This window comes from Streptomyces sp. NRRL F-525 (assembly GCF_000716605.1).
Taxonomy (GTDB): Bacteria; Actinomycetota; Actinomycetes; order Streptomycetales; family Streptomycetaceae; genus Streptomyces.
Genome location: NZ_JNXE01000009.1, coordinates 1 through 22,647 on the forward strand (window position 1 = coordinate 1; position 22,647 = coordinate 22,647).

At 70.0% G+C, this 22,647-nt stretch carries 23 protein-coding genes; 13 read left to right on the forward strand and 10 right to left on the reverse strand.

Annotation, left to right across the window (positions count from 1 at the left end):
* Nucleotides 1–473: 473 nt before the first annotated feature.
* From OO69_RS15170 to OO69_RS15190, 6 genes are all read right to left on the reverse strand, one after another.
* A complete protein-coding gene (locus OO69_RS15170) occupies nucleotides 474–1,394 on the reverse strand; it encodes an EamA family transporter (protein ID WP_033281161.1) in 921 nt (306 codons plus the stop codon).
* Between the two features lie 112 nt (nucleotides 1,395–1,506).
* Complete coding sequence (locus OO69_RS15175; protein WP_033281372.1) at nucleotides 1,507–3,540, reverse strand: ABC transporter ATP-binding protein; 2,034 nt, start codon at nucleotides 3,538–3,540, stop codon at nucleotides 1,507–1,509.
* Between the two features lie 104 nt (nucleotides 3,541–3,644).
* A complete protein-coding gene (locus tag OO69_RS53545; RefSeq protein ID WP_267885203.1) occupies nucleotides 3,645–3,773 on the reverse strand; it encodes a hypothetical protein in 129 nt (42 codons plus the stop codon).
* A gap of 248 nt (nucleotides 3,774–4,021) precedes the next feature.
* Nucleotides 4,022–5,149 (reverse strand): lipid II:glycine glycyltransferase FemX, encoded by a 1,128-nt coding sequence (locus OO69_RS15180; RefSeq protein WP_033281162.1) that lies wholly within the window; start codon nucleotides 5,147–5,149, stop codon nucleotides 4,022–4,024.
* 52 nt (nucleotides 5,150–5,201) lie between these two features.
* The gene (locus OO69_RS15185) at nucleotides 5,202–5,963 is read right to left on the reverse strand and encodes a metallophosphoesterase family protein (protein ID WP_033281163.1); all 762 of its coding nucleotides are present in this window, start codon (nucleotides 5,961–5,963) and stop codon (nucleotides 5,202–5,204) included.
* A complete protein-coding gene (locus OO69_RS15190; RefSeq protein WP_234444448.1) occupies nucleotides 5,960–8,830 on the reverse strand; it encodes an FAD-binding and (Fe-S)-binding domain-containing protein in 2,871 nt (956 codons plus the stop codon). The genes OO69_RS15185 and OO69_RS15190 overlap by 4 nt, the downstream gene beginning before the upstream one ends.
* Before the next feature lie 267 nt (nucleotides 8,831–9,097).
* Between OO69_RS15190 and OO69_RS15195 the strand changes: the two genes are divergently transcribed.
* The 10 genes from OO69_RS15195 (at nucleotide 9,098) to OO69_RS15240 (ending at nucleotide 18,925) form a co-directional block, all read left to right on the forward strand.
* Nucleotides 9,098–10,810 carry a sensor histidine kinase gene (locus OO69_RS15195; RefSeq protein WP_033281164.1) on the forward strand — a complete coding sequence of 571 codons (1,713 nt, stop codon included), beginning with the start codon at nucleotides 9,098–9,100 and terminating at the stop codon, nucleotides 10,808–10,810.
* Entirely contained in the window at nucleotides 10,807–11,214 is a 408-nt protein-coding gene (locus OO69_RS15200; RefSeq protein ID WP_033281165.1) for a roadblock/LC7 domain-containing protein, read from the forward strand. The genes OO69_RS15195 and OO69_RS15200 overlap by 4 nt, the downstream gene beginning before the upstream one ends.
* Nucleotides 11,211–11,555 carry a DUF742 domain-containing protein gene (locus OO69_RS15205; protein ID WP_033281166.1) on the forward strand — a complete coding sequence of 115 codons (345 nt, stop codon included), beginning with the start codon at nucleotides 11,211–11,213 and terminating at the stop codon, nucleotides 11,553–11,555. Before OO69_RS15200 ends, OO69_RS15205 begins: the two co-directional genes overlap by 4 nt.
* Nucleotides 11,536–12,189, forward strand: a complete 654-nt coding sequence (locus OO69_RS15210; protein WP_234444449.1) for a GTP-binding protein — start codon at nucleotides 11,536–11,538, stop codon at nucleotides 12,187–12,189. Before OO69_RS15205 ends, OO69_RS15210 begins: the two co-directional genes overlap by 20 nt.
* Nucleotides 12,186–13,391, forward strand: coding sequence for a cytochrome P450 (locus OO69_RS15215; RefSeq protein ID WP_033281168.1), 1,206 nt, complete (start codon nucleotides 12,186–12,188; stop codon nucleotides 13,389–13,391). The genes OO69_RS15210 and OO69_RS15215 overlap by 4 nt, the downstream gene beginning before the upstream one ends.
* A gap of 121 nt (nucleotides 13,392–13,512) precedes the next feature.
* Nucleotides 13,513–14,739, forward strand: coding sequence for a cytochrome P450 family protein (locus tag OO69_RS15220; protein ID WP_033281169.1), 1,227 nt, complete (start codon nucleotides 13,513–13,515; stop codon nucleotides 14,737–14,739).
* 97 nt (nucleotides 14,740–14,836) lie between these two features.
* Complete coding sequence (gene serC / locus OO69_RS15225) at nucleotides 14,837–15,955, forward strand: phosphoserine transaminase (RefSeq protein ID WP_033281170.1); 1,119 nt, start codon at nucleotides 14,837–14,839, stop codon at nucleotides 15,953–15,955.
* A 268-nt stretch (nucleotides 15,956–16,223) separates the two neighbouring features.
* The gene (locus OO69_RS15230; RefSeq protein ID WP_033281171.1) at nucleotides 16,224–17,036 is read left to right on the forward strand and encodes a hypothetical protein; all 813 of its coding nucleotides are present in this window, start codon (nucleotides 16,224–16,226) and stop codon (nucleotides 17,034–17,036) included.
* A 338-nt stretch (nucleotides 17,037–17,374) separates the two neighbouring features.
* Nucleotides 17,375–18,070, forward strand: a complete 696-nt coding sequence (locus OO69_RS15235) for a hypothetical protein (RefSeq protein ID WP_033281172.1) — start codon at nucleotides 17,375–17,377, stop codon at nucleotides 18,068–18,070.
* Between the two features lie 87 nt (nucleotides 18,071–18,157).
* The gene (locus OO69_RS15240) at nucleotides 18,158–18,925 is read left to right on the forward strand and encodes a MerR family transcriptional regulator (protein WP_033281173.1); all 768 of its coding nucleotides are present in this window, start codon (nucleotides 18,158–18,160) and stop codon (nucleotides 18,923–18,925) included.
* A 74-nt stretch (nucleotides 18,926–18,999) separates the two neighbouring features.
* On the opposite strand, the gene OO69_RS15245 is transcribed toward OO69_RS15240, so the two are convergent.
* Nucleotides 19,000–19,545, reverse strand: a complete 546-nt coding sequence (locus tag OO69_RS15245; protein ID WP_033281174.1) for a hypothetical protein — start codon at nucleotides 19,543–19,545, stop codon at nucleotides 19,000–19,002.
* Nucleotides 19,546–19,708: 163 nt separating this feature from the next.
* Here OO69_RS15245 and OO69_RS15250 point away from each other — a divergent pair, with 163 nt between their 5' ends.
* Nucleotides 19,709–19,891 carry a hypothetical protein gene (locus OO69_RS15250; RefSeq protein WP_033281175.1) on the forward strand — a complete coding sequence of 61 codons (183 nt, stop codon included), beginning with the start codon at nucleotides 19,709–19,711 and terminating at the stop codon, nucleotides 19,889–19,891.
* 44 nt (nucleotides 19,892–19,935) lie between these two features.
* On the opposite strand, the gene OO69_RS15255 is transcribed toward OO69_RS15250, so the two are convergent.
* Genes OO69_RS15255 through OO69_RS15265 form a run of 3 tightly spaced genes read right to left on the reverse strand, consistent with a single transcriptional unit; the run spans nucleotide 19,936 to nucleotide 21,569 of the window.
* Nucleotides 19,936–20,787, reverse strand: coding sequence for a helix-turn-helix domain-containing protein (locus OO69_RS15255; protein ID WP_033281176.1), 852 nt, complete (start codon nucleotides 20,785–20,787; stop codon nucleotides 19,936–19,938).
* A gap of 22 nt (nucleotides 20,788–20,809) precedes the next feature.
* The gene (locus OO69_RS15260; RefSeq protein WP_033281177.1) at nucleotides 20,810–21,337 is read right to left on the reverse strand and encodes a DUF6879 family protein; all 528 of its coding nucleotides are present in this window, start codon (nucleotides 21,335–21,337) and stop codon (nucleotides 20,810–20,812) included.
* Nucleotides 21,309–21,569: a hypothetical protein gene (locus tag OO69_RS15265; protein WP_033281374.1), complete on the reverse strand. Its 261-nt coding sequence runs from the start codon at nucleotides 21,567–21,569 to the stop codon at nucleotides 21,309–21,311. The genes OO69_RS15260 and OO69_RS15265 overlap by 29 nt, the downstream gene beginning before the upstream one ends.
* Before the next feature lie 255 nt (nucleotides 21,570–21,824).
* Between OO69_RS15265 and OO69_RS15270 the strand changes: the two genes are divergently transcribed.
* Together OO69_RS15270 and OO69_RS15275 are read left to right on the forward strand one after the other, a co-directional pair.
* Complete coding sequence (locus OO69_RS15270) at nucleotides 21,825–22,049, forward strand: hypothetical protein (RefSeq protein WP_033281178.1); 225 nt, start codon at nucleotides 21,825–21,827, stop codon at nucleotides 22,047–22,049.
* A 117-nt stretch (nucleotides 22,050–22,166) separates the two neighbouring features.
* Nucleotides 22,167–22,637: a hypothetical protein gene (locus OO69_RS15275; protein WP_033281179.1), complete on the forward strand. Its 471-nt coding sequence runs from the start codon at nucleotides 22,167–22,169 to the stop codon at nucleotides 22,635–22,637.
* The last annotated feature ends 10 nt before the right edge of the window (nucleotides 22,638–22,647 follow it).

Genomic DNA, 22,647 nt, shown 5'->3' on the forward strand with positions numbered 1-22,647 from the left:
TCCCCCCTCCCCAGCCCCACCCACCCCCGGCCCCGCCCCCCCGCGCTCTCTGGAAGCCGGGGCCATTCCTAACCAGTAAAAGCCTGCGAGGGTGGTTAGATTTTCCCCCGGCTTCCAGCAACCACCCACCGGGGGCTGGCCGCTGAGCCGAGGCGGCGTGCTGGCGAGACGGCAGCGCGCACGCTCGTACCCCCACACCCCACCGGCAGATAGCCGCTAAGCCCACCCGGCGTGCAGGCGAGACGCGGACGCGGCCCCTCCACACCGGCCGGCAACTCAGTTCAGACAGGGGGATGTCTGCCTGGCCACCCATCCCTCCGGGCCACTCGCTCGCTTCTCAAACGGGCTGGAGCGGCCCTAGTCAAGGGTGGAGCGAAGCGGAATCGCCGAAGGCGACGCGACCGCAGGGAGCGCCCTTTACTCGGGCCGCGGAAGCCCGACACTGGCCAAGAAGCGAGTGGCCCAACGTTCACCTACACCTCTACGTTCGCCTTCCCCCGCCCCACCTGTGTCCGCACCGCCCCCATGCTCGCCGCAATAACCAGCGCGATAGCCATGGCCTCAGGAACAGACAGCGCCTGATGAAGGATCAGGAAGCCCGCGGTTGCCGCCACAGCCGGTTCCAGGCTCATCAGGATGGCGAAGGTCGAGGAGGGGAGGCGGCGCAACGCCAGGAGTTCAAGTGTGTAGGGAAGGACCGAAGACAGGATCGCCACCGCGGATCCGAGGGCGATCGTCGCCGGGTTCAGGAGCTTCGTGCCTGACTCCACGACGCCGAGCGGAAGAAAAACCACCGCCGCCACAACCATCGCCAACGCCAACCCATCGGCCTGCGGGAAGCGGCGTCCCGTACGAGCGCTGAAGACTATGTACGTGGCCCACATGGCTCCGGCCCCTAGGGCGAAGGCCACGCCTACAGGGTCCAGGCTGCTGAAGCCTCCGCCGCCGAGGAGGAAGACGCCGGCCAGGGCAAGTCCAGCCCAGACCGCGTTCAGCGCACGCCGGGACGTCAGGACCGAGAGGGCGAGCGGGCCCAGTACCTCCAGCGTCACCGCCGGTCCCAGGGGGATGCGGGCCAGCGACTGGTAGAAGAGGCCGTTCATCGCGGCCATGGTGATGCCGAAGATGACGACCGTGCCCCAGTCGGCCCGCGAGTGGCCCCGCAGGCTCGGCCGACAGATCACGAGGAGAACCACCGCGGCCACCAGCAGCCGCAGCGTCACCACACCCAGCGCCCCCACCCTGGGCATCAGCGTCACCGCCAGCGCACCGCCGAACTGCACCGAGACACCCCCGGCCAGCACCAGACCCACCGGCCCGAGCGAGCCCCTGCGGCGCGGGGCGTTGGTCGGAGTGGCCACGGGGACGGGGGTCGTCGTACTGGGGATGCTCACGGGGGCTTCCAGGGCTCGGTTCAGCGCGCATTCGTCCATCACGATGCACTGCTCGGTCCATGGTAATGGACTTCGACAGGTGTGCGAACCCTTTATGCAACTGTCATTGAGGCTAGTCCCGGAACAGGGGCCTACCGTCGGGGAGGGTGGTGGGCATGGGCCCGAAGAGAGGATCGGAGTACAGGGGATCGGAGTACTCCGGGTACTCGGGCTGCGGGTAGGCCGGTTGATACGTCGACCCGTACGGCGGCTCGTACGTCTGCGGCGCCCAGCTCTCGACGAAGACCGGCGCCGCGGGGTAGCCGTAACCCACGCCCGCCTCCGCGAACGACGGCAGCCTCAGCTCCCCGGTGTCCATCACCGCGTTGTTCTGCGACCGGTGCAGCCGCGAGTACGCCCCGCCCAGCGCCATCAGCTCGGCGTGCCGGCCCGTCTCCACGATCCGGCCCCGGTCCACGACCAGGATGCGGTCGGCGTCGGGGGCGAGGTTGAGGTCGTGGGTGATCATGATGGTCGTACGGCCCGCCATCAGTCGGCGCAAAGGCTTCACGACCCGGCGGGCGGCCATCGAGTCCAAGCCGGTGGTCGGTTCGTCGAGGACCAGGACCGGGGCGTCGCGCAGGATCGCGCGGGCGATCGCCAGGCGCTGGAGCTGACCGCCGGACAGGCGGGCCGAGTTGGGGTCGACCTTCGTGTCGTAGCCGTCGGGGAGGCGGAGGATGAACTCGTGGGCGTCGGCAGCGACAGCCGCGTCCATGATCGCCTGCTCGCTCGCGCCGGGGCGGCCGCAGGCGATGTTCGCGCGGACGGTGTCGTGCAGGACCAGGGTCTCCTGGGGGAGCAGGGTGACGTACTCGCGCAGGCGGGCGAGGGGGAGGTCCCGCAGGGGGACGCCGTCGAGCAGGACATCGCCGGCATCGGGGTCGTAGAAGCGGAGCAGCATTTTGGAGACGGTGGACTTGCCGGCGCCGCTGGGGCCGGTGACGATCACCAGTTCGCCGGGGTTGACGGTGAAGGAGAGGCCCTCAAGGGCCGCTCGGTCGGCTCCCGGGTAACTGAAGGTGACGTCGCGGAGTTCGACCGTGCCGTCGGGGCGGCCGGTCTCGGAGTCGCGGGCGGGGTCGGTGACGGAGGGGCGGACGTCGAGGATCTCGATGAGGCGTTCGGCGCCCGCGGTGGCGGCGGTGATGGTGAGGCCGAGTTGGGCCAGGCCGCGGACGGGCGGGTAGAGGTAGCCCAAGAAGGCCGAGAACGCGAGGAGTTGGCCGAGGGTCATGCGGCCCGTCGAGATCTCCCACGCGCCGATGCCGATGACGGCGAGCACGCACACGGTCTCGATGACGGAGACGAGTTGCTCGTACGCCTCGTTGAGCCGGGTCGAGCGGACGGAGGCGCGGAACCAGGCGCCGGCCTCCTCGTTCAGGCGGCGGCGTTCGGCGTCGCGGCGGCCGTAGGCCTGGGTGAGGACGATGTTGCCGAGGGACTCCTCGACGACCGAGGTGATCGCGCCGTCGGCGACCCGGCCCTCGCGCGAGACGTCCTTGATGGAGCCGGAGAAGCGGCGGGCCGCGACCCAGAAGAGGGGGGCGAGGACGAAGGTGGCGGCCGCGAGGTCCCAGCGGAGCCAGAACGCGGCTGCCGCGTAGAAGAGGGCGGAGAAGAGCGCGGAGGCGGTGCCTATGACGCCGGAGACGACGAGGGTCTCGATCGCCTCGACGTCGCTGGTGAGGCGGGACAACAGGTCGCCCTGGCGGTGCCGTTGGAAGAAGTGCGGGGGCAACTGCTGTACGTGGTCGAAGACATGCTCGCGCAGTCTCATGACGAAGCGTTCGGTGGCCCAGGCGGCGAGGGAGTTGCCGGCGTACGAGACGAGCGCGCCGACGAGCGCGACGCCCAGCCACTTCACGGCGGGGCTCCAGAACGCGCTCAGTGAGCCCTTCGCGAGGGCGCGGTCGGTGAGGTCGGCGAAGAGGAGGATGGCCTCGGTCTCGGCGAGCGCGCCGATCACCGTGCACACCCAGACGAGGACCAGCCAGCGTCTGAGACCGCGGGTCAGCGGCCAGAAACGACGGAAAGCGGTGCGGGCGGGAATGGTGGGAGTTCCGTAGTCCTCGTCGTATTCGAGGTCTTCCTCGTCCGTATCCATGTCCACTGTCCCCTTCGCTTTCCGTCATCAGAATTCTTTGGATTTTCGAATTCGGGAAAGAAAAGAGGGCCGACTGCGTGGGTCGGCCCTCTTCTACTGCCGGTTCAGCTGTCCTGGCCGGGCAGCGGCTTCGGCAGCGGCTTGGGCTCGTGCTTCTTGCGCGGCTTCGGGGGCGGGGGCGGCAGCTGCTGCTTCTTGGGCTTGGGCAGCGGGGCGAGCTTGTTGAGGCCCATTCCGAACTCCTAGGTTGTGCAGTGGAATTTGTGCGTCAAAGTCGAGCGTTTTACCGCCCGGGGAATTCCCGACACCCAGAAACTTACACGGCCCTGTAGCCAAGTCGCAGCAAAGTCGTCGAGCGATCGGCAAACATGGGCTGTGAATACCTTTGTGAATCCTGAGTTACGGCCGCCAACCTGAGAGTTCTCTGATAAAGCTGAGAGCAGCCTTAATGAACCTGTGCTTCCGCCCTCAGACGGAGCCCTCAGCGGCGCGCCATGTAGAGGTCCAGCGCCTTGTGCAGCAGCCGGTTGAGGGGGAAGTCCCACTCCCCCAGGTACTCGACGGCCTCTCCGCCCGCGCCGGCCTTGAAACGCAGCAGCCCCAGCAGGTGGTTGGACTCCTCCAGGGTGTCGGTGATGCCCCTGAAGTCGTATACGGCCGCGCCGAGTTGGTGAGCGTCGGTCATCATGCGCCACTGCATCGCGTTGTTGGGCTGCACCTCGCGGCGGCGGCTGGTGGAGGCGCCGTAGGAGTACCAGACGTGCCGGCCGACCGTCAGCATCGTGGCCGCGGCGAGGATCTCGCCGTCGTGGTGGGCGAGGTAGAGGCGCATGCGGTCGGGGTGTTCGGCGGTGAGGGCGGTCCACATGCGCTGGAAGTAGGGCAGCGGGCGCGGGATGAAGCGGTCGCGCTCGGCGGTCTCGGCGTACAGCTCGTAGAAGGCGGGGAGGTCGTCGTAGCCGCCCTGGACCACCTTCACGCCGGCCTTCTCGGCCTTCTTGATGTTGCGCCGCCATTGTTGGTTGAGGCCGCGGTGGATGTCGTCCAACGAGCGGCCCGCGAACGGTACTTGGAACACGTACCGGGGCTGGCCGGCCGCGAAGCCCTCCTCTCCCCCGGCTTCCGTCTGCTGCCAGCCCGCGCGGCGCAGGCGGTCGGCGACCTCGTAGGCGCGGGGTTCGTACGACGTGGGCGCGGCGTCCTTCAGCCGGCGCGCGTCGGGGTCGGCGATCGCCGCCTTCACCGCGTCCGCGCTCCAGCGGCGTACGACGACGGGCGGGCCCATCTTCACCGTGAACGCGCCCTGCGACTTGAGGTGCGCGAGCATCGGGTCGAGCCAGCGGTCGAGATCGGCGGCGTGCCAGTCGATCACCGGGCCCTCGGGCAGGTACGCGAGGTACTTCTTGAGTTTGGGCACGGGCCGGTACAACACCAGCCCCACACCGACCAGTTGCCCGCTCGTCTCCTCGAACCACCCCAGGCTCTCCGCCCGCCAGTCGGGCTTCACCGCACCCCACGACGGCACCTGCATATGGCTGGCGGAGGGGCGCGCGGCGATGAACGCGAGGTGTTCGGCGGGGGTGATGGGGCGGAGACGGAGGCTGGTCATACGCGGGCTCCCTGACGGATCGAAAGCGTGGTCGAACGGCCAGCCTAGGCAGTCACCCGCGCCCGTCCCGGGGTCCGAACACCTCCAGCGCCTCCGTGTCCGACGCCCGCGCGTTGAGGAAGTAGTCCGCCCACTGGGCGATCTCCGGGTAGCCGGACTCGCGAGTGAGGCGGGCGATCGCCGCCGGAATGTCGTACGGCGTCACCCGCAGGTCCGTGCCGGGGCCGAGCAGGCACCAGTGGGCGCCGGGGCGGCCGTACGGCATGCCGACGCTGCCGGGGTTGACGATCAGGCGGCCGTGCGCGAGGCGGATGTACGGCATGTGGGTGTGGCCGCAGACGATCGTGCGGATGTCGTCGTCGAGGCCGGTGAGGACCTCCGTCCAGCGGGCGGGGCGGGAGTCGACCAGGACGACTTCCTCGTCGTCGCGGGGAGTCGCGTGGCAGAACAGGACCCTGCCCAGGCCACGGATCGGAAGGGTGAGCGTCTTGGGGAGGGTGGCCAGGAAGTCGATCTGGTCGGGGCGGAGGGCGGTCGCCGCGTAGGGGGCGATGGGGTCGGGGATCTCGGTGCGTTCGCCTCTGCGGTACTCGACCAGTTCGCGGTCGGCGTTGCCCGAGATCCACAGGACCCGGTCGGCCTCGGCTCTCAACAGGTCCACCACTTCCGCCGGTTGGGGGCCCGCCGTGATGTCGCCGGTGAGGACGACGCGGTCGGCGGCGGCCACCTCCGGTTCGGCGAGGACCGCTTCCAGGGCGGGGAGTACGCCGTGGATGTCGGAGAGGACGGCGACCCGGGCCGGTTCGTCGGTCACTTCTCTTCTCCCTCCAGCGCGTCCGCCAGGATCTCCGCCAGGTGTCGGCCCCGTACGCCTGCCAGCTGCTCCAGCTGTGTGCGGCACGAGAAGCCGTCCGCCAGGATCAGCGCGTCCTCCGGTGCCTCGCGTACCGCCGGGAGGAGTTGTTCCTCCGCGCATGTCGTCGACACCTCGTAGTGGCCCTTCTCGAAGCCGAAGTTGCCTGCCAACCCGCAGCAGCCGCCCGCCAGTTCGCCCGTCAGGCCCGCTGCTGTGCGGAGGCGACGGTCGGGGGCGTCGCCCAGGACCGCGTGCTGGTGGCAGTGGGTCTGGCCGATCGCGGGGCGGTCGACGCCGGGCGGGGTCCAGTCGGGGGCGAGCTGCTCCAGGGCTTCGGCGAAGGTGAGGATCGAGGCGGAGAGGCGGGCTGCCCTCGGGTCGTTTGGCAGCAGCTCCGGGAGGTCCGTGCGGAGGGCCGCCGCGCAGCTCGGTTCCAGGACGACAATGGGCACGTCACCCATGCCCGGGAGCTTGTCCATCTCGTCCAGCGTCCGGAGCAACACCGCACGGGCGCGGTCCAGTTGGCCCGTCGAGACGTAGGTCAGGCCGCAGCAGACCTGCTTCCCCCTCATCACCGGCAGGACCGGGAGTACGCCCAGGCCTGCCGCCTCCAGCACCCGCACGGCCGCGTGGCCGACCGACGGTGACAGGTGCTCCGTGAAGGTGTCCGGCCACAGATGGACACGGCCCCGGGTGGGAGTCTCCTCGTACTCCGCCCCCGCCCGCATGCTCCGCCGCGCCTCCGCTCTGGCCTGCCGCCGCCACGCCCTCGTGAACGTCACCCCCGCCACCCGCGGAATCCTCCGCTCGGTCGCGATCCCGCCGAGCCTCTTCGCCAGCGCCGCCAACGGCCCTACGGAGGCTAGGGAGTTGACCAGCCACGCCGTGCGCGTGCGCGCCACCAGCCGTAGCCAGCGCGGCAGCCAGCCCATCGCGTAGTGGGCCGCGGGCCTGCGCCGCCCCTCGTAGTGGTGGTGCAGGAACTCCGCCTTGTACGTGGCCATGTCGACCCCGACCGGGCAGTCCGTGCGGCAGCCCTTGCAGGACAGGCAGAGGTCCAGCGCGTCACGGACCTCCGTCGACTGCCAGCCGTCGGTGACCAGTTCGCCCGCGAGCATCTCGTGGAGGAGGCGGGCACGCCCGCGCGTGGAGTGCGCCTCCTCGCCCGTCGCCCGGAACGACGGGCACATCACGGCGGAGCCATTCACCTCTGTCGTACGGCACTTGGCCACCCCGACGCAGCGTCGGACCGCCGCCGAGAAGTCGCCGCCGTCGGCCGGGTAACCGAACACCACGTCCACCGGCTCGCGCGGGAGCACCGAGAAGCGGAGGTTCGTGTCCAGCGGGGCGGGCCGCACGAGCATCCCGGGGTTGAGGAGGTCGTCCGGGTCCCAGACTCCCTTCGCGCGCTCGAACAGGGTCACCATCTCGGCGCCGTACATCTTCGGGAGGAGTTCCGCGCGTGCCTGGCCGTCCCCGTGTTCGCCGGAGAGCGAGCCGCCGTGTGCCGCCACCAACTCCGCCAGCTCCTCCGAGAAGCGGCGGAAGCGGGCCACCCCCGGCTCCGTCAGCAGGTCGAAGTCGATGCGGACATGGATGCAGCCGTCCCCGAAGTGGCCGTACGGCGTGCCCCGTAGGCCGTGTGTTCCGAGCAAGCTCCTGAAGTCCCGTAGATACGGGCCCAGTTGAGCCGGCGGCACCGCGCAGTCCTCCCAGCCCGGCCACGCCTCCGAGCCGTCCGGCATGCGCGTCGCCGTACCGCTCGCGTCCTCGCGGACGCGCCACAGGGCCCGTTGAGCCGAAGGGTCCGTCACCACCAGGGAGTCGACGACGTCGGCCGCGCGGACGATCGTCTCCGCACGCGCGCGTGCCTCCGCCTCCGTGTCGCCGCCGGTCTCGACGAACAGCCAGGCGCCGCCCCGGGGGAGGTCGGCGGTGGAGCGGACCAGGTCGGCCGCCATGCCCTCCACCGTCAGCGGGCCGTGGACCAGCAGGCCTGCCGCCGCCTCCGCCGCCCCGCTCTCGTCGGTGTAACCGAGTATCGCCAGCGCACGCGCGCGGGGTGCCTCGACGAGGCGTACGACCGCCTCCGTGAGGATGCCCAGGGTGCCCTCGCTGCCGCAGAAGGAGCGGGCGACATCCGCGCCGTTCTCGGGGAGCAGGGCGTCCAGCGCGTACCCCGAGATACGGCGGGGGAGGTCCGGGAAGCCGGTGCGCAGGCGGGCCAACTCGGCTTCCACCAGCGGGCGCAGGCCTTCCGGGGCGCCCCTCCAGTCGCGGCCGGGGTGCAAGAGATCCCCCCGCGCGGTGATCACCGACAGCCCGCTCACACTGTCCGCCGTCGTGCCCCAGGCGACCGAGTGGGAGCCGCACGAGTTGTTGCCGATCATGCCGCCGAGGGTGCAGCGGCTGTGGGTCGAGGGGTCGGGGCCGAAGCGCAACCCGTGGGGCGCGGCGGCCTGTTGGAGGCGGTCCAGGACCAGGCCGGGCTGCACGACCGCCGTACGGGACGCGGGGTCCAGGGACACCAGGCCGTTCATGTGGCGGGTGAAGTCCAGGACCACGCCCGTGCCCGTCGCCTGGCCGGCGATCGACGTGCCGCCGCCGCGAGCCACCACCGGCACCCCGTGCGCCCGGCAGGCCGCGAGCGTCGCCGCAACGTCGTCGGCGTCACGGGGCGCTACGACACCCAGGGGGACGCGTCGGTAGTTGGACGCGTCCATGGTCGTCAGCGCCCGGGACGTGACGTCGAAACCGACCTCGCCCCGGACGGTCCTGCGCAGTTCCGCCTGGACATCCACCAGGCCCGGTTGAAGATCCGCCATGCCCCCAGCATGCACCCGACCACTGACAGTGACCGTCCGGCATCGGGCGAATCGTTCCGGGATGCTTCGCGCCCACGGGGCACCGATTCCGTAAACGCATCCAGAACCCACCCAGTTCGATCACTAATTCTCATATAGTGACCGACAGTTGAGCACCCGGAGTCGCTTCTCGCCCAGGAACCCGACGAGCACCCCCCGAGGACACGACCGAGGACGACTGAGGACCACGACCAAAGACGCCCGAGGACCCGACCGAGGACCCCCTTCATGACCGCCCCCATACTTCCCGGCGAACGACCCACCTTCCGCACCGTCGCCCCCGTCCCCCTGTTCACCGCCGTGCTGGCCGGGCTCGCGGTCGCCGGCGCGGTCTATGTGACACCCGGCTCGAAGCGCCTCGCGGTCGCCTGCGGTGCCGGGGCCGGCGCGCTCCTGCTGTGCGCGGCCGTCGCGCTCGCCACGCACGCGTACCAGACGGCCCGGATCACCCGCCGCCGCCTGGAGGCCGTCACCCTGGACGCGGGACGCCTGCTGCAGGAACGGGCCCGGCTGAGCACGGACTTCGACCGGGAGCGCGTGCAGCTGACCGAGGAGCTGACCCACGAGCGGGCCCGGCTGACCGCCGAACTCTCGCAGGAACGCGCCCGGTTGACCTCCGACTTCTCCCAGGAGCGGATGCGGCTCACCACCTCCTTCGCGGAGGAGCGCGGCCGCCTCACGGAGGAGAGCGAGCTGGAGCGCGCCCGACTCGCCGCCGAGAACAAGCAGTTGGCCGAGCGCGCCCGCCGGGACTCCCACGAGCGGGCCGCCGCGCTCTCCGCGACCGCCAACGCGGCGGGCCGGATGCAGGCGCTGGCCACCGGCATGCTCGCCGACCTGCGCGCCATGGAGGAGCGGCACTCGGACGAGGACGTCCTCGCCGACCTGCTCCACCTCGACCACCGCACCGCGCAGGCGGGCCGGCTCGCCGACTCCGTCGCCGTCCTCACGGGCGCGCGCTCCGGGCGCCGTTGGGCCCGCCCGATCGCCATGGAGTCGATCCTGCGGGGCGCGATGGGCCGAATCAGCGGCTACCAGCGCGTGCGGGTGCACTCCGCGAGCGACACCGCCGTCGCCGGGCACGCGGCCGAGGGCGTGATGCACGCGCTCGCCGAACTCCTCGACAACGCCGCGAACTTCTCGCCGCCGAGCGCCGAAGTGCATGTCTACGTAGAAGAGGTGCCCGCCGGGGTCATCCTCTCGGTGGAGGACAGCGGCCTGGTCATGGGCGACATCCAGCTGCGCCGCGCCGAACGCGCCGTCTCCGGTGACTCGGCCGAACTGGGCGGTCTCACCGGCACCCGGCTCGGCCTCGCGGTCGTCGGGCGGCTGGCCCGCAAGTACGGCCTGAAGGTGTCGTACCGGCCTTCCGCGCGGGGCGGCACCGGCGTCCTGATGCTCGTACCGCAGGACATCCTGGTGCCCCAGGACGCGCCGGCACCGCAGGTCTCCCCGGACCTCCCCGAGGCGTCGGCGTCGCCCTCGACACCCTTGGATCCGGAGGAGGTTGCCGAGCCCGCGACCTCCGTCCGCGACCATCCGTGGATGTCCTACGCCGCCGGCCGCACCCTCGCCGACCTGGACCCGGACCCGGTGCCCACGCACGAGTCGCCGGAGCGCGGTGTCCTCGCCGACGCGGTGACGGACGTAGCGAACACGTTGCCCGAAGGCCTGCCCAAGCGTCGCCGGGGTCAGGCACTCGCGGAGGCCGAACGCTCACGCGCGCGTGCCGAGTCCGCGGCCCCCGAGACACCGCGCCCCGCCCCCTCCGCAGACGACACCCTCGCCCGCACCGCCCGCTTCAACAGCTTCCGCCAGGCCGTACGCGAGGCGGCGACCGACCAGGGGGGCACGCGCGCGTCCGGCACCGACGCGGACAGCCCCGTACCAGCAGAGCCCACCCCCTCCCTCTCCCACTCGGAAGGCAACCCCACCTCATGACCGGCACGACGACCGCCGACGAGAAGCTCACCTGGCTCATCGAGGGCCTCCTGGAGCGCACCCCGGGCGCGCGGCACGCGCTCGTGCTGTCGCGGGACGGCCTGAAGCTGTGCCGGACGCCCGAACTCTCCGTCGACCAGGCCGACCAGCTCGCCGCGATCGCCGCCGGGATCCAGTCGCTGTCGCACGGCGCGTCGGTGGAGTTCGGGGACGGCAGCGGGGGCGTGCGCTCCGCGATGACGGAGTTCTACGGCGGCGTGCTGTTCATCGTCGAGGCGGGCGAGGGCGCGCACCTGGCCCTGGTCACCACCGAGGACGCGGACGCGGGGCTGATCGGGCACAACATGAGCGAGCTGGTCGAACAGCTCGGCGAGCACCTGCGCGCGGAACCCCGCTCGTCATGAGCCGCCCCGGCAGGGACGACTCACCCGACCGCCTCTACACGCTCACCGGAGGCCGCGCCCGTTCCGGCCCGGACAGCCCGTTCGACCTGGTGACCCTCGTGGTCGCCGAGTGCGATCCGGCGGCCGGGATGCAGTCGGAGCACGCGGCGATCCTGCGGATCACCGAACACCCCACGGCCGTCGTCGAGTTGGCGGCCGAGCTGAAGCTCCCGGTGAGCATCACCAAGATCCTCCTCTCCGACCTTCTCGCGGCCGGCCGGGTCAGCGCCCGCCATCCGCGCAAGGCCGATCTCGATCCCGACGTCCTGGAACAGGTGCTCGTTGGACTCCGCAACCTCTGACGCGCGCACCCCCTTGGGTGCCTCCGCCGACAACGGCCTGAAGATCGTGGTCGTCGGCGGCTTCGGCGTCGGCAAGACCACGCTGGTCCGCTCGGTCAGCGAGATACGTCCCCTCAACACCGAGGAGACGATGACGAAGGCCGGCGAGGCCGTCGACGACATCAGCGAGGTGCGCGGCAAGTCCGCGACCACCGTCGCCTTCGACTTCGGCCGCATCACGCTCGACGCCCGCAATGTGCTGTACCTGTTCGGCGCCCCCGGCCAGGAGAGGTTCTGGTTCCTCTGGGACCGGCTCTTCTCCGGGACGCTCGGCGCGGTGGTCCTCGTCGACACCCGTCGGATCGGCGACTCCTGGTACGCGATCGACCGCCTCGAACACCACGGCACCCCCTTCATCGTGGCCTGCAACGACTTCGGCGGCCCGACCTACGCCCCGCAGCAGATCCGCGAGGCCCTCGACCTCGACCCGCACGTCCCCCTCCTGGACTGCGACGCCCGCTCCCGCGCGTCCGCGAAACAGGTGCTGATCACCCTGGTCGAGCACGTCAAGAACGAACAGACCAGGGGCCGTTACGACGGTCAGGGCGCCGCCCGCCTCGAAGTCCCCTCCCCCCACCAGGAGTTGGCCCTGTGACCGCGCCCGTACCGCTGAGTGGACCCAGGTTCCAGACCGAACCGGCGCGGCTGTACCGGGAGATGCGGCGCGAGCACGGCGCCGTGACCCCCGTGGTGCTGGACGGCGACATCCCGGCCTGGCTGGTGCTCGGCTACCGCGAGCTGCACCAAGTCACCGGCGATCCGGTGCTGTTCAGCCGTGACTCCGACCTGTGGAACCAGTGGGACGGCATCCCGGACGACTGGCCGCTGCTGCCGATGATCGGCCGTAGGCAGCCGTCGATCCTCTACACGGTCGGCGAGCGGCACCGCGAGCGCGTCGGCATGATCAGCGACGCGCTGGAGGCCGTCGACCCGTCCGAACTCAGGTCGTACACCGAGAAGTTCGCGGACGAGCTGATCGACGGGATCTGCGCCAAGGGCGAGACGGACATCGTCGGCGACTACGCGATGCTGCTGCCGGTACGGGTCCTGGCCCGGCTCTACGGCTTCCGGGACGAGCAGGGTCCGGGGCTGGTGACCGCGCTCAACGACATGATCGACGGGCGCGAGCGCGCGATCGCCGGGCAGACCCATCTGGCCACGTCCATGGGGCAGTTGCTGGCCGACCGGAAGGAAGCGCCGGCCGACGACGTCGTATCGAGGATGCTGACGCACGAGTCCGGCTTCAACGACATCGAGATCGCCCAGGACTTGATGGTGATGATGGCGGCCGGTCACCAGCCGACCGCCGACTGGATCGGCAACTCGCTGCGGCTGATGCTGACCGACGACCGTTTCGCGGCCTCGCTGTTCGGCGGCCGCAACAGTGTCGCCGAGGCGATGAACGAGGTCCTCTGGGAGGACACCCCGACCCAGAACGTGGCCGGGCGCTGGGCCTCCCGCGACACCCAGCTCGGCGGCCGCCGCATCCGCGCCGGCGACCTGCTCCTCCTCGGTCTCCAGGGCGCCAACTCCGACCCCCAGGTCCGCACCGACGGCTCCGCGCTCACCGGCGGCAACAACGCGCACTTCTCCTTCGGGCACGGGGAGCACCGGTGTCCGTTCCCGGCGCAGGAGGTGGCCGAGGTGATCGCGCGGACGGGCATCGAGGTCGTCCTGGACCGCCTCCCGGACATCGACCTGGCGGTACCGGCCGAGTCCCTCACGCGCCGGCCCTCGCCGTGGCTGCGGGGCCTGACCGAACTGCCGGTGCGGTTCACGCCCGTGCCCGCGCTCTGAGCTTCCAGCACCGATCCTGCGTCACCCCGGCGGCACCACAACGCCCGCCGGGCGCCCGGGAGTTGACCCCGACCCCCGGAAGGACGCGGTACCCCACCCCTGCCCTTGGAGGAACTCCCGTATGAGCACCGGTACCGAAGAGACCCGTATCGTCCTCGACCCCTTCGTCGGCGACCTGGACGGCGAGAGCGCCAGGCTGCGCGCGGCCGGTCCGCTGGCCGCCGTAGAGCTGCCCGGTGGCGTGCCCGTGTGGGCGGTGACGCGGCACGCCGAGGCGAAACAGCTGCTCACGGATCCGCGGCTGGTGAAGGACATCAACGTCTGGGGCGCCTGGCAGCGCGGTGAGATCCCCGCGGACTGGCCGCTGATCGGGCTGGCGAACCCGGGCCGTTCGATGCTGACCGTGGACGGCGCGGACCACCGCCGGATGCGCACGCTGGTCGCGCAGGCGCTCACCCCGCGCCGGGTGGAGCAGATGCGGGAGCGGATCGCGAAGCGGACGCAGAGCCTGCTCGACGGCCTGGACGGGGACGCGGACGAGGTCGATCTGAAGGCGGCGTTCGCGTACCCGCTCCCCATGTACGTCATCGCCGACCTGATGGGCATAGCGGAGGACCAACTCCCGCGCCTGAAGGAGCTGTTCGAGAAGTTCTTCTCGACGCAGACGCCGCCGGCGGAGGTCATCGCGACGCTGACGGAGCTCGCCGGCATCATGGCGCAGACGGTCGCGGCGAAGCGGGCGGAGCCGGGCGACGACCTGACGTCGGCGCTGATCGCGGCGTCCGAGAACGGCGACCACCTCACCGACGAGGAGATCGTCTCCACGCTCCAGCTGATGGTCGCGGCCGGCCACGAGACGACCATCTCGCTGATCGTCAACGCGGTCGTCAACCTCTCGACGCACCCCGTCCAGCGCGCCCTCGTCCTGGCCGGCGAGGCCGACTGGTCCTCGGTGGTCGAGGAGACCCTGCGCCACTCGACGCCCACCTCGCACGTTCTGATCCGCTTCGCCACGGAGGACGTCCAGGTCGGCGACAAGATCCTCCCGGCCGGGGACGCGCTGATCGTGTCGTACGCCGCGATCGGCCGCGACGAGGAGGCCCACGGCCCGACGGCGGGCGAGTTCGACATCACCCGCACCAGCGAGAACCGCCACATCTCCTTCGGCCACGGCCCGCACGTCTGCCCCGGCGCGGCCCTCTCCCGCCTGGAGGCGGACGTGGCGCTCCCGGCCCTCTACGAGCGCTACCCGCACCTGGACCTGGCGGTCCCGGCGAGCGAGCTCCGCAACAAGCCGGTGGTGACGCAGAACGACATCTTCGAACTGCCGGTGCGGCTCGCTCCGTAGATCGCCGTAGATCACCGTCTGTCCACAGGCCGGAGCGGTCGTCTCATCGAACGGACGCGTTTCCGTCCGGTTTCACCGAGGGGATACGCTCCGGCTCGTGGCTGATATCCAGATTCCCGCTGACATCAAGCCCGCCGACGGACGTTTCGGCGCTGGCCCCTCCAAGGTGCGGACGGAGGCGCTGGACGCGCTGGCCGCCACCGGTACGTCTCTGCTGGGTACGTCCCACCGCCAGGCCCCGGTCAAGAACCTGGTCGGCAAGGTGCGTGAGGGCGTCTCCGCGCTGTTCTCGCTGCCCGAGGGCTACGAGGTCGTCCTCGGCAACGGCGGTTCGACGGCCTTCTGGGACGTCGCGACCCACGGGCTCATCGACAACAAGTCGCAGCACCTGACCTTCGGCGAGTTCAGCTCGAAGTTCGCGAAGGCGGCCAAGCTGGCGCCGTGGCTGGCCGAGCCGACGGTCATCTCCTCCGACCCCGGCACGCACCCCGAGCCGGCCGCCGAGGCGGGCGTGGACGTGTACGCGTACACGCACAACGAGACGTCGACGGGCGTCGCGGCCCCCATCAAGCGGGTCGCGGGAGCCGACGAGGGCGCGCTGGTCCTCGTGGACGCGACGTCGGGCGCGGGCGGCCTCCCGGTCGACATCGCCGAGACGGACGTCTACTACTTCGCCCCGCAGAAGTCCTTCGCCTCCGACGGCGGCCTGTGGATCGGTGTCTTCTCCCCCGCCGCGATCGAGCGCGCCGAGCGCATCCACGCGTCCGGCCGCCACGTCCCGGAGTTCTTCTCGCTCCCCACGGCGATCGACAACTCCCGCAAGAACCAGACGTACAACACCCCTGCCCTGTCCACCCTGTTCCTCCTCAACGAGCAGCTCGAGTGGATCAACGGCCAGGGCGGCCTGTCCTGGTCGACGGCCCGCACGAAGGACTCGTCGAGCCGCCTGTACAGCTGGGCGGAGGAGTCGAAGTACGCGACCCCGTTCGTGTCCGACGCCACCAAGCGCTCGCAGGTCATCGGCACGATCGACTTCGCCGACGAGATCGACGCGGCGGCCGTCGCCAAGGTCCTCCGCGCGAACGGCATCGTCGACACCGAGCCGTACCGCAAGCTCGGCCGCAACCAGCTCCGCGTGGCGATGTTCCCGGCGATCGACCCGGCGGACGTCGAGGCGCTGACGAAGTGCATCGACTATGTGATCGAGAAGCTGTAGTCGCCGTCCAGTAGCACTCAGTTCTACGACGACGAAGGGCGCCCCGCGGGTCAACTGCGGGGCGCTTTTTGGTGCGTTGGGCAATGCGGGGCAGCCTGCGTCCGAAGTCCAGGTGAACCCGGAACCCGGACAAACCCCCCGCACACCACAGCCGCGTAACAGCGAACACACAGGGGACAACTCCCACCCCACCCCGCCGGTCGAACCCGATGCGTCGCACACCTGCGGCGCAACTCCTCGATTCCCGACCGAAGTTGGAGTTGCCCCCATGCCCAGGAAGTCCCTGCCGACGCGGCTCGCCGCCACCGCCGCGCTGCTGCTCGCCACCGGCGCCCTGTCCGCACCGGCCGCCTCCGCGGCCCCCTCGGACGCCGCGCCCGGCGACGCGTACGTGCTGACCGTGACGACGAACCCGACCAGCACCAACTACCAGGAACGGCACGTCGACGTCACCGGCACCGTCACCAAGGCGGACGGCACCCCCGCGGCGAACATCCCCGTCACCCTGCAGGAAGTCGTCCAGTTCACGACCTGGAACCCGTGGGGCGACCCGATCGACCCCAACTACTACGAGCCCCGCGACCTGGGCAAGCCGGTCACCGACGCCAACGGGAAGTTCACGGTCCCGGACGTCGACATCGACCGCACGGGCGGCAGCAGCCTGCTCAACGTCCAGCGCGATGTGCACATCACCGCCCTCTACGACGAGGACGGCGACCTCAACACCCCGCAGGACGGCTACTTCGCGGAGACCACGGTCGCCACCAAGGCCCGCTCCAGCTCGGTCAGTTACTCGGTCAACAAGAAGAAGGTGAAGGCCGGCGACATCCTCACCGTCCAGGGCAAGGTCACCCTCCCCCAGGGCGTCGAGCCCCAGGGCACGGAGGTCTTCCTGCAGACGTACTGGGAGCAGCAGTCCCACGTGAAGGTGACCGCGGAGGACGACGGCTTCTTCGTCATGTCGGTCCGTGTCTCGTCCTACGACGACACGTTCACGCTGCGCACGGCTCCCACGGACCTGTACGTGGCGGGGGCGGTCCAGAAGCTCCCGATCACCAACACGTCGTTGCCCCGCAAGTAGCCTCCCGACGCAGCCTCCGGAGGGGTGGGCCGTGGAAGTGTGACACTTCGCGGTGAAGTGTCACACTTTTGCGGGGAGGGTGGGGTAGGGGGCCGGGTGGGGGGCGCCGTCTTCCGGGCGCTTGCTGTCGCGGACACCAACGCGGTGACCCACTGCCAGGTCTGGCAGCCGACTACGGAACTTGCCCAAGAAGTCCGGACGCCTGCCCCTACGTATGGCGGCTCCCGCCCGTCACACTTCCGTAAGACGGCCATCTCCCACACCCCCGAACCTGTCTGTTAGCGTCCGCGCGACCCCTCGAAGATCCGCACCTCGAAGATCCGCGACAGGAGACGCAGATGCACATCGCCCTCATCCTCGCGAGCGGCATCGCCTGGACGATCGTGTACATCGAAGCGATCCGCATCGGGTTCCGCGAACGCACCTACGCCATGCCCGCCGTAGCCCTGGGTCTCAACTTCGCCTGGGAGTGGACGTACGCGGTGCACAACCTGGTCTTCGACCCGTCCGTGCAGGGCGGCATCAACCTGGTGTGGGGCATCGCCGACGCGGTCATCGTCTACACGTTCTTCCGCTACGGCCGCGCCGACTTCCCCTCGTTCGTCACGCCCCGGATGTTCGCCGGGCTGAGCGTGCTGCTGTTCGGGATGTCGTTCGCCGTGCAGTGGCTGTTCCTGGCGAAGTTCGGCGCGGAGGACGGGGCCGGCTACTCGGCGTTCCTCCAGAACCTGCTGATGTCCGCCCTGTTCATCGCGATGTTCGTCGCGCGACGCGGCCTGCGCGGGCAGTCGGTGACGATCGCCGTGGCCAAGTGGCTCGGCACACTCGCGCCCACGATCCTGTTCGGCGCCCTCCAGCACGACGGGTTCCTGCTCGGCCTGGGCATCATGTGCAGCGTGCTCGACCTGGTCTATGTGTGGTTGTGCGTGGGGGCGAGGCGGGACGGCGGCGTGGGTGACATGGGTGACTCGGGTGACGTGCCCGAGCCCGGCACGGTGACGACTCGGGCCGACAGCGCGTCCATGGAGGCATGACCGAGGCGAACTCGGCGCCCCTTGAGAGGCGAGAGGCCGATCCCGCGGGCTTGCACCTCACACGGCGTCAGGGAGCATCGTTGACGCATGGGCATCGACCAGACATGGAAGGTCGGAGCGCTCGCCGAGGCGAGTGGGCTGACTGTTCGTACGTTGCATCACTGGGACCGGATCGGGCTGCTCGGCCCGTCCAGGCGTACGGCCGCCGGGCACCGCGAGTACACCGAGCAGGATGTGATCCGCCTGTATCAGGTTCTCGCGCTGCGCCGACTCGGGCTGGGACTGGAGACCATCGCCACCTGCCTGGACGTCGGGGTAGACCCGGTCCGGCTGGTGAACGAGCACCTGGCCGCCGTAGAGGCCTCCATCGCGTCCCTGGAATCCCTGAGGCGACAACTGGCCTACGTCCACGACGAGTTGGCCTCCGACCGGGCGCCGGACGTCTCCGCGTTGATCGGCGCGCTCCGGACGATGGTCAGCGCGGGACCGGAGAGCGGGCAGGCGCTGCGGCGCCATCTCGACGACGACCAGATACACACGCTGCACGACCGGGCGACGGTACTCGGCCCCGCCGCCCATTACCTCCTGGAGGTCGAGTGGCCGGAGCTGTACCGCAGGGCCGAGGCGCTGCGGACCGCCGGGGTGGAGCCGACGGCACCCCGGGTGAGGAAGCTGGTGGAACGCATGGACGAGCTGAGTTCGCTGTTCACCGGGGGTGACAGCGGTGTCTCGGCCGCGGTGCGCTCCGCCTGGCGGCACGAGCCGGCCGCGATGTCCGGCGACCCGACGGCCCCGGCCGACGCCTGGCACGACCTGACCGCCTACCTCGACCGCGCCCGCTCCTCCACCGCGTGACCGCCAACTCCTTGCGGGGGCCCGCCACTGGCTGCGCACGCACACCCTGAACTCCCCTTCCCACGCCGCGACTTCTAGCCCTCTCCTCCCCCACGGGCATTGGTCAGCGCGTCCAGGATCATGCGGGTGGCGAAGTCGGGGTTGTCGGCGATGCGGTTGATGTGTTCCGCGAGCAGGAACGCCGTGGCCTCCAGCGGAGTCATCTCCTCCTTGGTCCAGTCGCCGTACCGCTGACGCCACAGGTTGGGGCTCAGTTCGGTACCGGCGGCGATCACCAGGCCGACCATCATGGGGATGACCTCGGGGGGACAACTCCTGGGCATCATCCGCATCGTGGCGACAAGGGTGGGCACCACGTACTCGACGACGTCCTTGCCCTCGCTCTCGTGGGCCTTCCTCAGCCACGTCATGAACATATAGATGAGCGTGCACGCGCCGTCCACCAGGTCGTCCAGCCCGCTGGGCCCGAGCGACGCGAGGAACTGCTCCATCAACTCCTGCTGTTCGCGATCCGACGCGAACTTCCCGGCATGAACGGCCTTGAGCCGCGAGTCGACCATCATGAGCGCGGCACCCACATCACCGACGGGGGCGTACGCGGGGTCACAGGACGCTGACACAGGATTCCTCCTCCACCGACCGCACTGGGTAACGCGGCGCGTCCGCAGAGTAGTTGGCCGGCAGGGAGCGGGTCGGCGGCTTTCTCCCCCCGCACGGCAACAGGACGAGGAGTTGCATCAACCGGCTCGCGAGCCACGGCCGTTCGCCTGATTGGATCCACACGTGGACAACGCGGTGTGGAACAGGCTGTCGGCGGAGGCGCGAGCAGAGGTGGACGGCCTCGTCGCCGCCGGCCGCACCATCCCGGCCATCATGGCGATGCTGGAACACGCCGACCCGCCGCGGCCCGACCTGCGTGAGTGCGTTGATCTGCTGGCGTGGCGACACAGGGCGCTGCAGGAGTAGGCGGTGCGCGCCGTGCGGTCGGTCTGCCAGACGCCGCGCCCGGATCAGCGCAGCGCCTCGATGGCCTTCACGATCAGGGTCCGGGCTTCCGCCCCGTACACCGCCATGCTCCGTAGTTGCTCGAAGGCGCTCAGGTAGAGGGCGATCTCGGAGGGCTGGGTGACGCGGACCCGGGCCGACAGCAGTTCCACCGAGACGAGTGTGTCGTCGTACATGTGGAACAACTCCTGTGGCCGCAGGACCCGTTCCGGGGTCGAACTGGGGATGATGCCCAGCGACACCGAAGGCAGGGCCCCGGCCGTCAGCAGGTATCCGAGCTGCGCCGCCATCGCGTCCGCGTCGCCCAACTGGTGACGCAGAACGCCCTCTTCGATCACCATGACGAAACGGTGCCCGCGCTCGTGGATGATCTTCGACCGCTCGACTCGTGCCGCCGCTGCCGCATCGGAGTCATCGGGGATGCCGAGCAGCCGGGCATTGGCAGAGAGCAGGGCACGGGCGTACCCCTCGGTCTGGAGAAGACCGGGGACCAGGGTGGACGAGTAGATCCGGAACAGCTCGGTGGACCGGAAGAGCTCCACGTAGCTGTTCTGAAGGCGCTTCAGGCCCGCGCGGGCCTTGCGTCGCCATTCGCTGTACTGCGACTCGGCTTCCCTGGACTCGACGATGATGTCCGCGGCCTGGTCGTCCGCACCGCACGCGGCGCACCAACGGCGTATGTCGTCGGGCGTGGGCGGTGTGCGGGCGTTCTCCAGGCGGGAGGTCTTCGGGTGGGTCCAGCCACAGCGCTCGGCCAGCTCACTCCCGGTGATACCCGCGTCCGCGCGCAGATCCCGCAGACGCTGCGCGACACGTTCACGCGCGGCCTGGGCCGAGGAGGAGGGGGAATTGGGCACGAGCTGACCGTATCCTTGCGCGCTAGCCGATCCTGTAGTCCTCGTGCGGGATCGCTCGCTCCCACACCGCCTCGAACGCCTCGGCGCACAGTTTCGCCGCTGCGGGATCCTCGCTGATCTCTCCGCCGCCGGACACGCCGTCCCCGGTGAAGTGATTCCAGCGGATCAACCGGTCGTCCAGGAGCCAGAAGTCGTTGCCCGGCAGTGCGATGTCGGAGGCCTGCCGACGCGGAAGCCACCGCACCTGTTCGCCTGCCTCGATGTTGACCCGCGTGCCCGCGTGCTCGTAGCGGATGTAGTCGCTGACCGGCTCCGACACGATACGGGCACGGCGCACGACCACTCCACGAGCAACCGTACGGCGGATGAGGCTCGTCCAAGGGCCCCAGTGCGGCGACTCCGGGTCGTTGTCCCGTTCTCCCGTCCGCTGCCAGTGGCCGAAGTCGTCGGCCTCACCGGCGACTCCGTATGCGTCTCGCATCTCCAGGTGGACAGCCGAGTGCCGTGCGCCGTCCAGGAGTTCAGTGAAGCTGGGCACGTTCCGCGACATCGCACGCCTTCCTCAGGATCGGCACCATACGGGCTGGGACGCGGACAACACTCTCGTGGTCGGGGATTCCCACCGCATGGCCGGGCGCCTCGAACGCGGCGCATTGCGCTTCGAGTTCACTGTCCGGCTTCCACCCTTGGATGACCAGTTCGTTCTTGCCCTCGTCGACCCAAACGGTGGGGCTCTCGCCCGTGTCAGTGTTCGGGTCGATCCCGATGAACCGTAACGCCATGGCCGCCTCCGGCATGCTGGTCGTCCGCAGATGTGCACCACATTGACGATTCAAAGAAGCCTGGTCAAGAAGAAAATTCAGCCATGAGCAGGGCCAATGTACTGGTGTGAACATTCATGAACATCGCTGGAGACGGCGACCACCAGGGCCCTAGCGTCAAGACCGACGACACCACCCCGGCGAGGCGGCGAACCCTCCCGTGGCACGGCTCGCCATCTGCAAGCAAGCCCCTCCAACTGACAGGAAGGCACCCCCATGCTCAACGGCACCGACCTCTACGAACTCGACATCACCGCCGCCTCGTTCACGCAGGCCTGCGGCGGACCCTGCACCGAGGGTTGCGTCACCCTCGCCCGGATCGGCGACGACTCCTGGGCCCTCGGCGACAGCAAGCGGCCGGACAAGGAGCCGTTGCGGTTCAGCACGGAGGAACTGAGCGTGGCCGGCATCGACCCGGCACGGTTCGGCCTGACCATCTGAGAGTCCCAGCCAGACCCCCATCCCGGCCGGGACCAGGCGCGTGACCCCAGCTCGCCCTCTCCGGCCGGGATTTCACCACCGCCAAGACCAAGCCCACCCCGAACAGGACCCCCACCGGTGCACCACCACGCCTACCTGTGGACCGGACCCAAAGCCCGCTTCGACCAAGAGGCGTTACGCAGACCACCCCACCCCGAACCACCCCCACCCGGCAGCCGCCCCGAGTTGATCCAGCGATATCGCGAAGTCGCCGCCGAGTTCCCGGTCTCCGACCTGCCCCCGCTGGAAACGGCGTACTGGCTCATCAAGCCGCGTGAACTCGTACGCGGGACATGGCCGACCCCAGCCGCCGCAGCAGCCTGGCTCAGTGAGCAACTCGCCGCACACCAGGCCCGGTTCGCATCCGACGCACACCGCGACGCCGGTCACCTCGACGCCCTCGTCCGCTCCGCCGCCGAACGGCTGACCTCCGGCGTCGACTCGTCGTACGGCTTCTATCTCGAACGGCCGGCCTATCTGTCCCTCGCGCTCGTCACCTGCGCGCCGAACCGCGCCAGGCCCAACCTGCCCTGTCCCTTGGACGGTTGAGATCCTCCGT

Coding starts and splice junctions, on each gene's coding strand:
- OO69_RS15175 (WP_033281372.1), bottom strand. CDS start 3,540: ATGGATACGGACGAGGAAGACCTCGAATACGACGAGGACTACGGAACT.
- OO69_RS53545 (WP_267885203.1), bottom strand. CDS start 3,773: ATGGGCCTCAACAAGCTCGCCCCGCTGCCCAAGCCCAAGAAGCAGCAG.
- OO69_RS15180 (WP_033281162.1), bottom strand. CDS start 5,149: ATGACCAGCCTCCGTCTCCGCCCCATCACCCCCGCCGAACACCTCGCG.
- OO69_RS15190 (WP_234444448.1), bottom strand. CDS start 8,830: ATGGCGGATCTTCAACCGGGCCTGGTGGATGTCCAGGCGGAACTGCGC.
- OO69_RS15195 (WP_033281164.1), top strand. CDS start 9,098: ATGACCGCCCCCATACTTCCCGGCGAACGACCCACCTTCCGCACCGTC.
- OO69_RS15200 (WP_033281165.1), top strand. CDS start 10,807: ATGACCGGCACGACGACCGCCGACGAGAAGCTCACCTGGCTCATCGAG.
- OO69_RS15205 (WP_033281166.1), top strand. CDS start 11,211: ATGAGCCGCCCCGGCAGGGACGACTCACCCGACCGCCTCTACACGCTC.
- OO69_RS15220 (WP_033281169.1), top strand. CDS start 13,513: ATGAGCACCGGTACCGAAGAGACCCGTATCGTCCTCGACCCCTTCGTC.
- OO69_RS15230 (WP_033281171.1), top strand. CDS start 16,224: ATGCCCAGGAAGTCCCTGCCGACGCGGCTCGCCGCCACCGCCGCGCTG.
- OO69_RS15235 (WP_033281172.1), top strand. CDS start 17,375: ATGCACATCGCCCTCATCCTCGCGAGCGGCATCGCCTGGACGATCGTG.
- OO69_RS15240 (WP_033281173.1), top strand. CDS start 18,158: ATGGGCATCGACCAGACATGGAAGGTCGGAGCGCTCGCCGAGGCGAGT.
- OO69_RS15260 (WP_033281177.1), bottom strand. CDS start 21,337: ATGTCGCGGAACGTGCCCAGCTTCACTGAACTCCTGGACGGCGCACGG.
- OO69_RS15265 (WP_033281374.1), bottom strand. CDS start 21,569: ATGGCGTTACGGTTCATCGGGATCGACCCGAACACTGACACGGGCGAG.
- OO69_RS15270 (WP_033281178.1), top strand. CDS start 21,825: ATGCTCAACGGCACCGACCTCTACGAACTCGACATCACCGCCGCCTCG.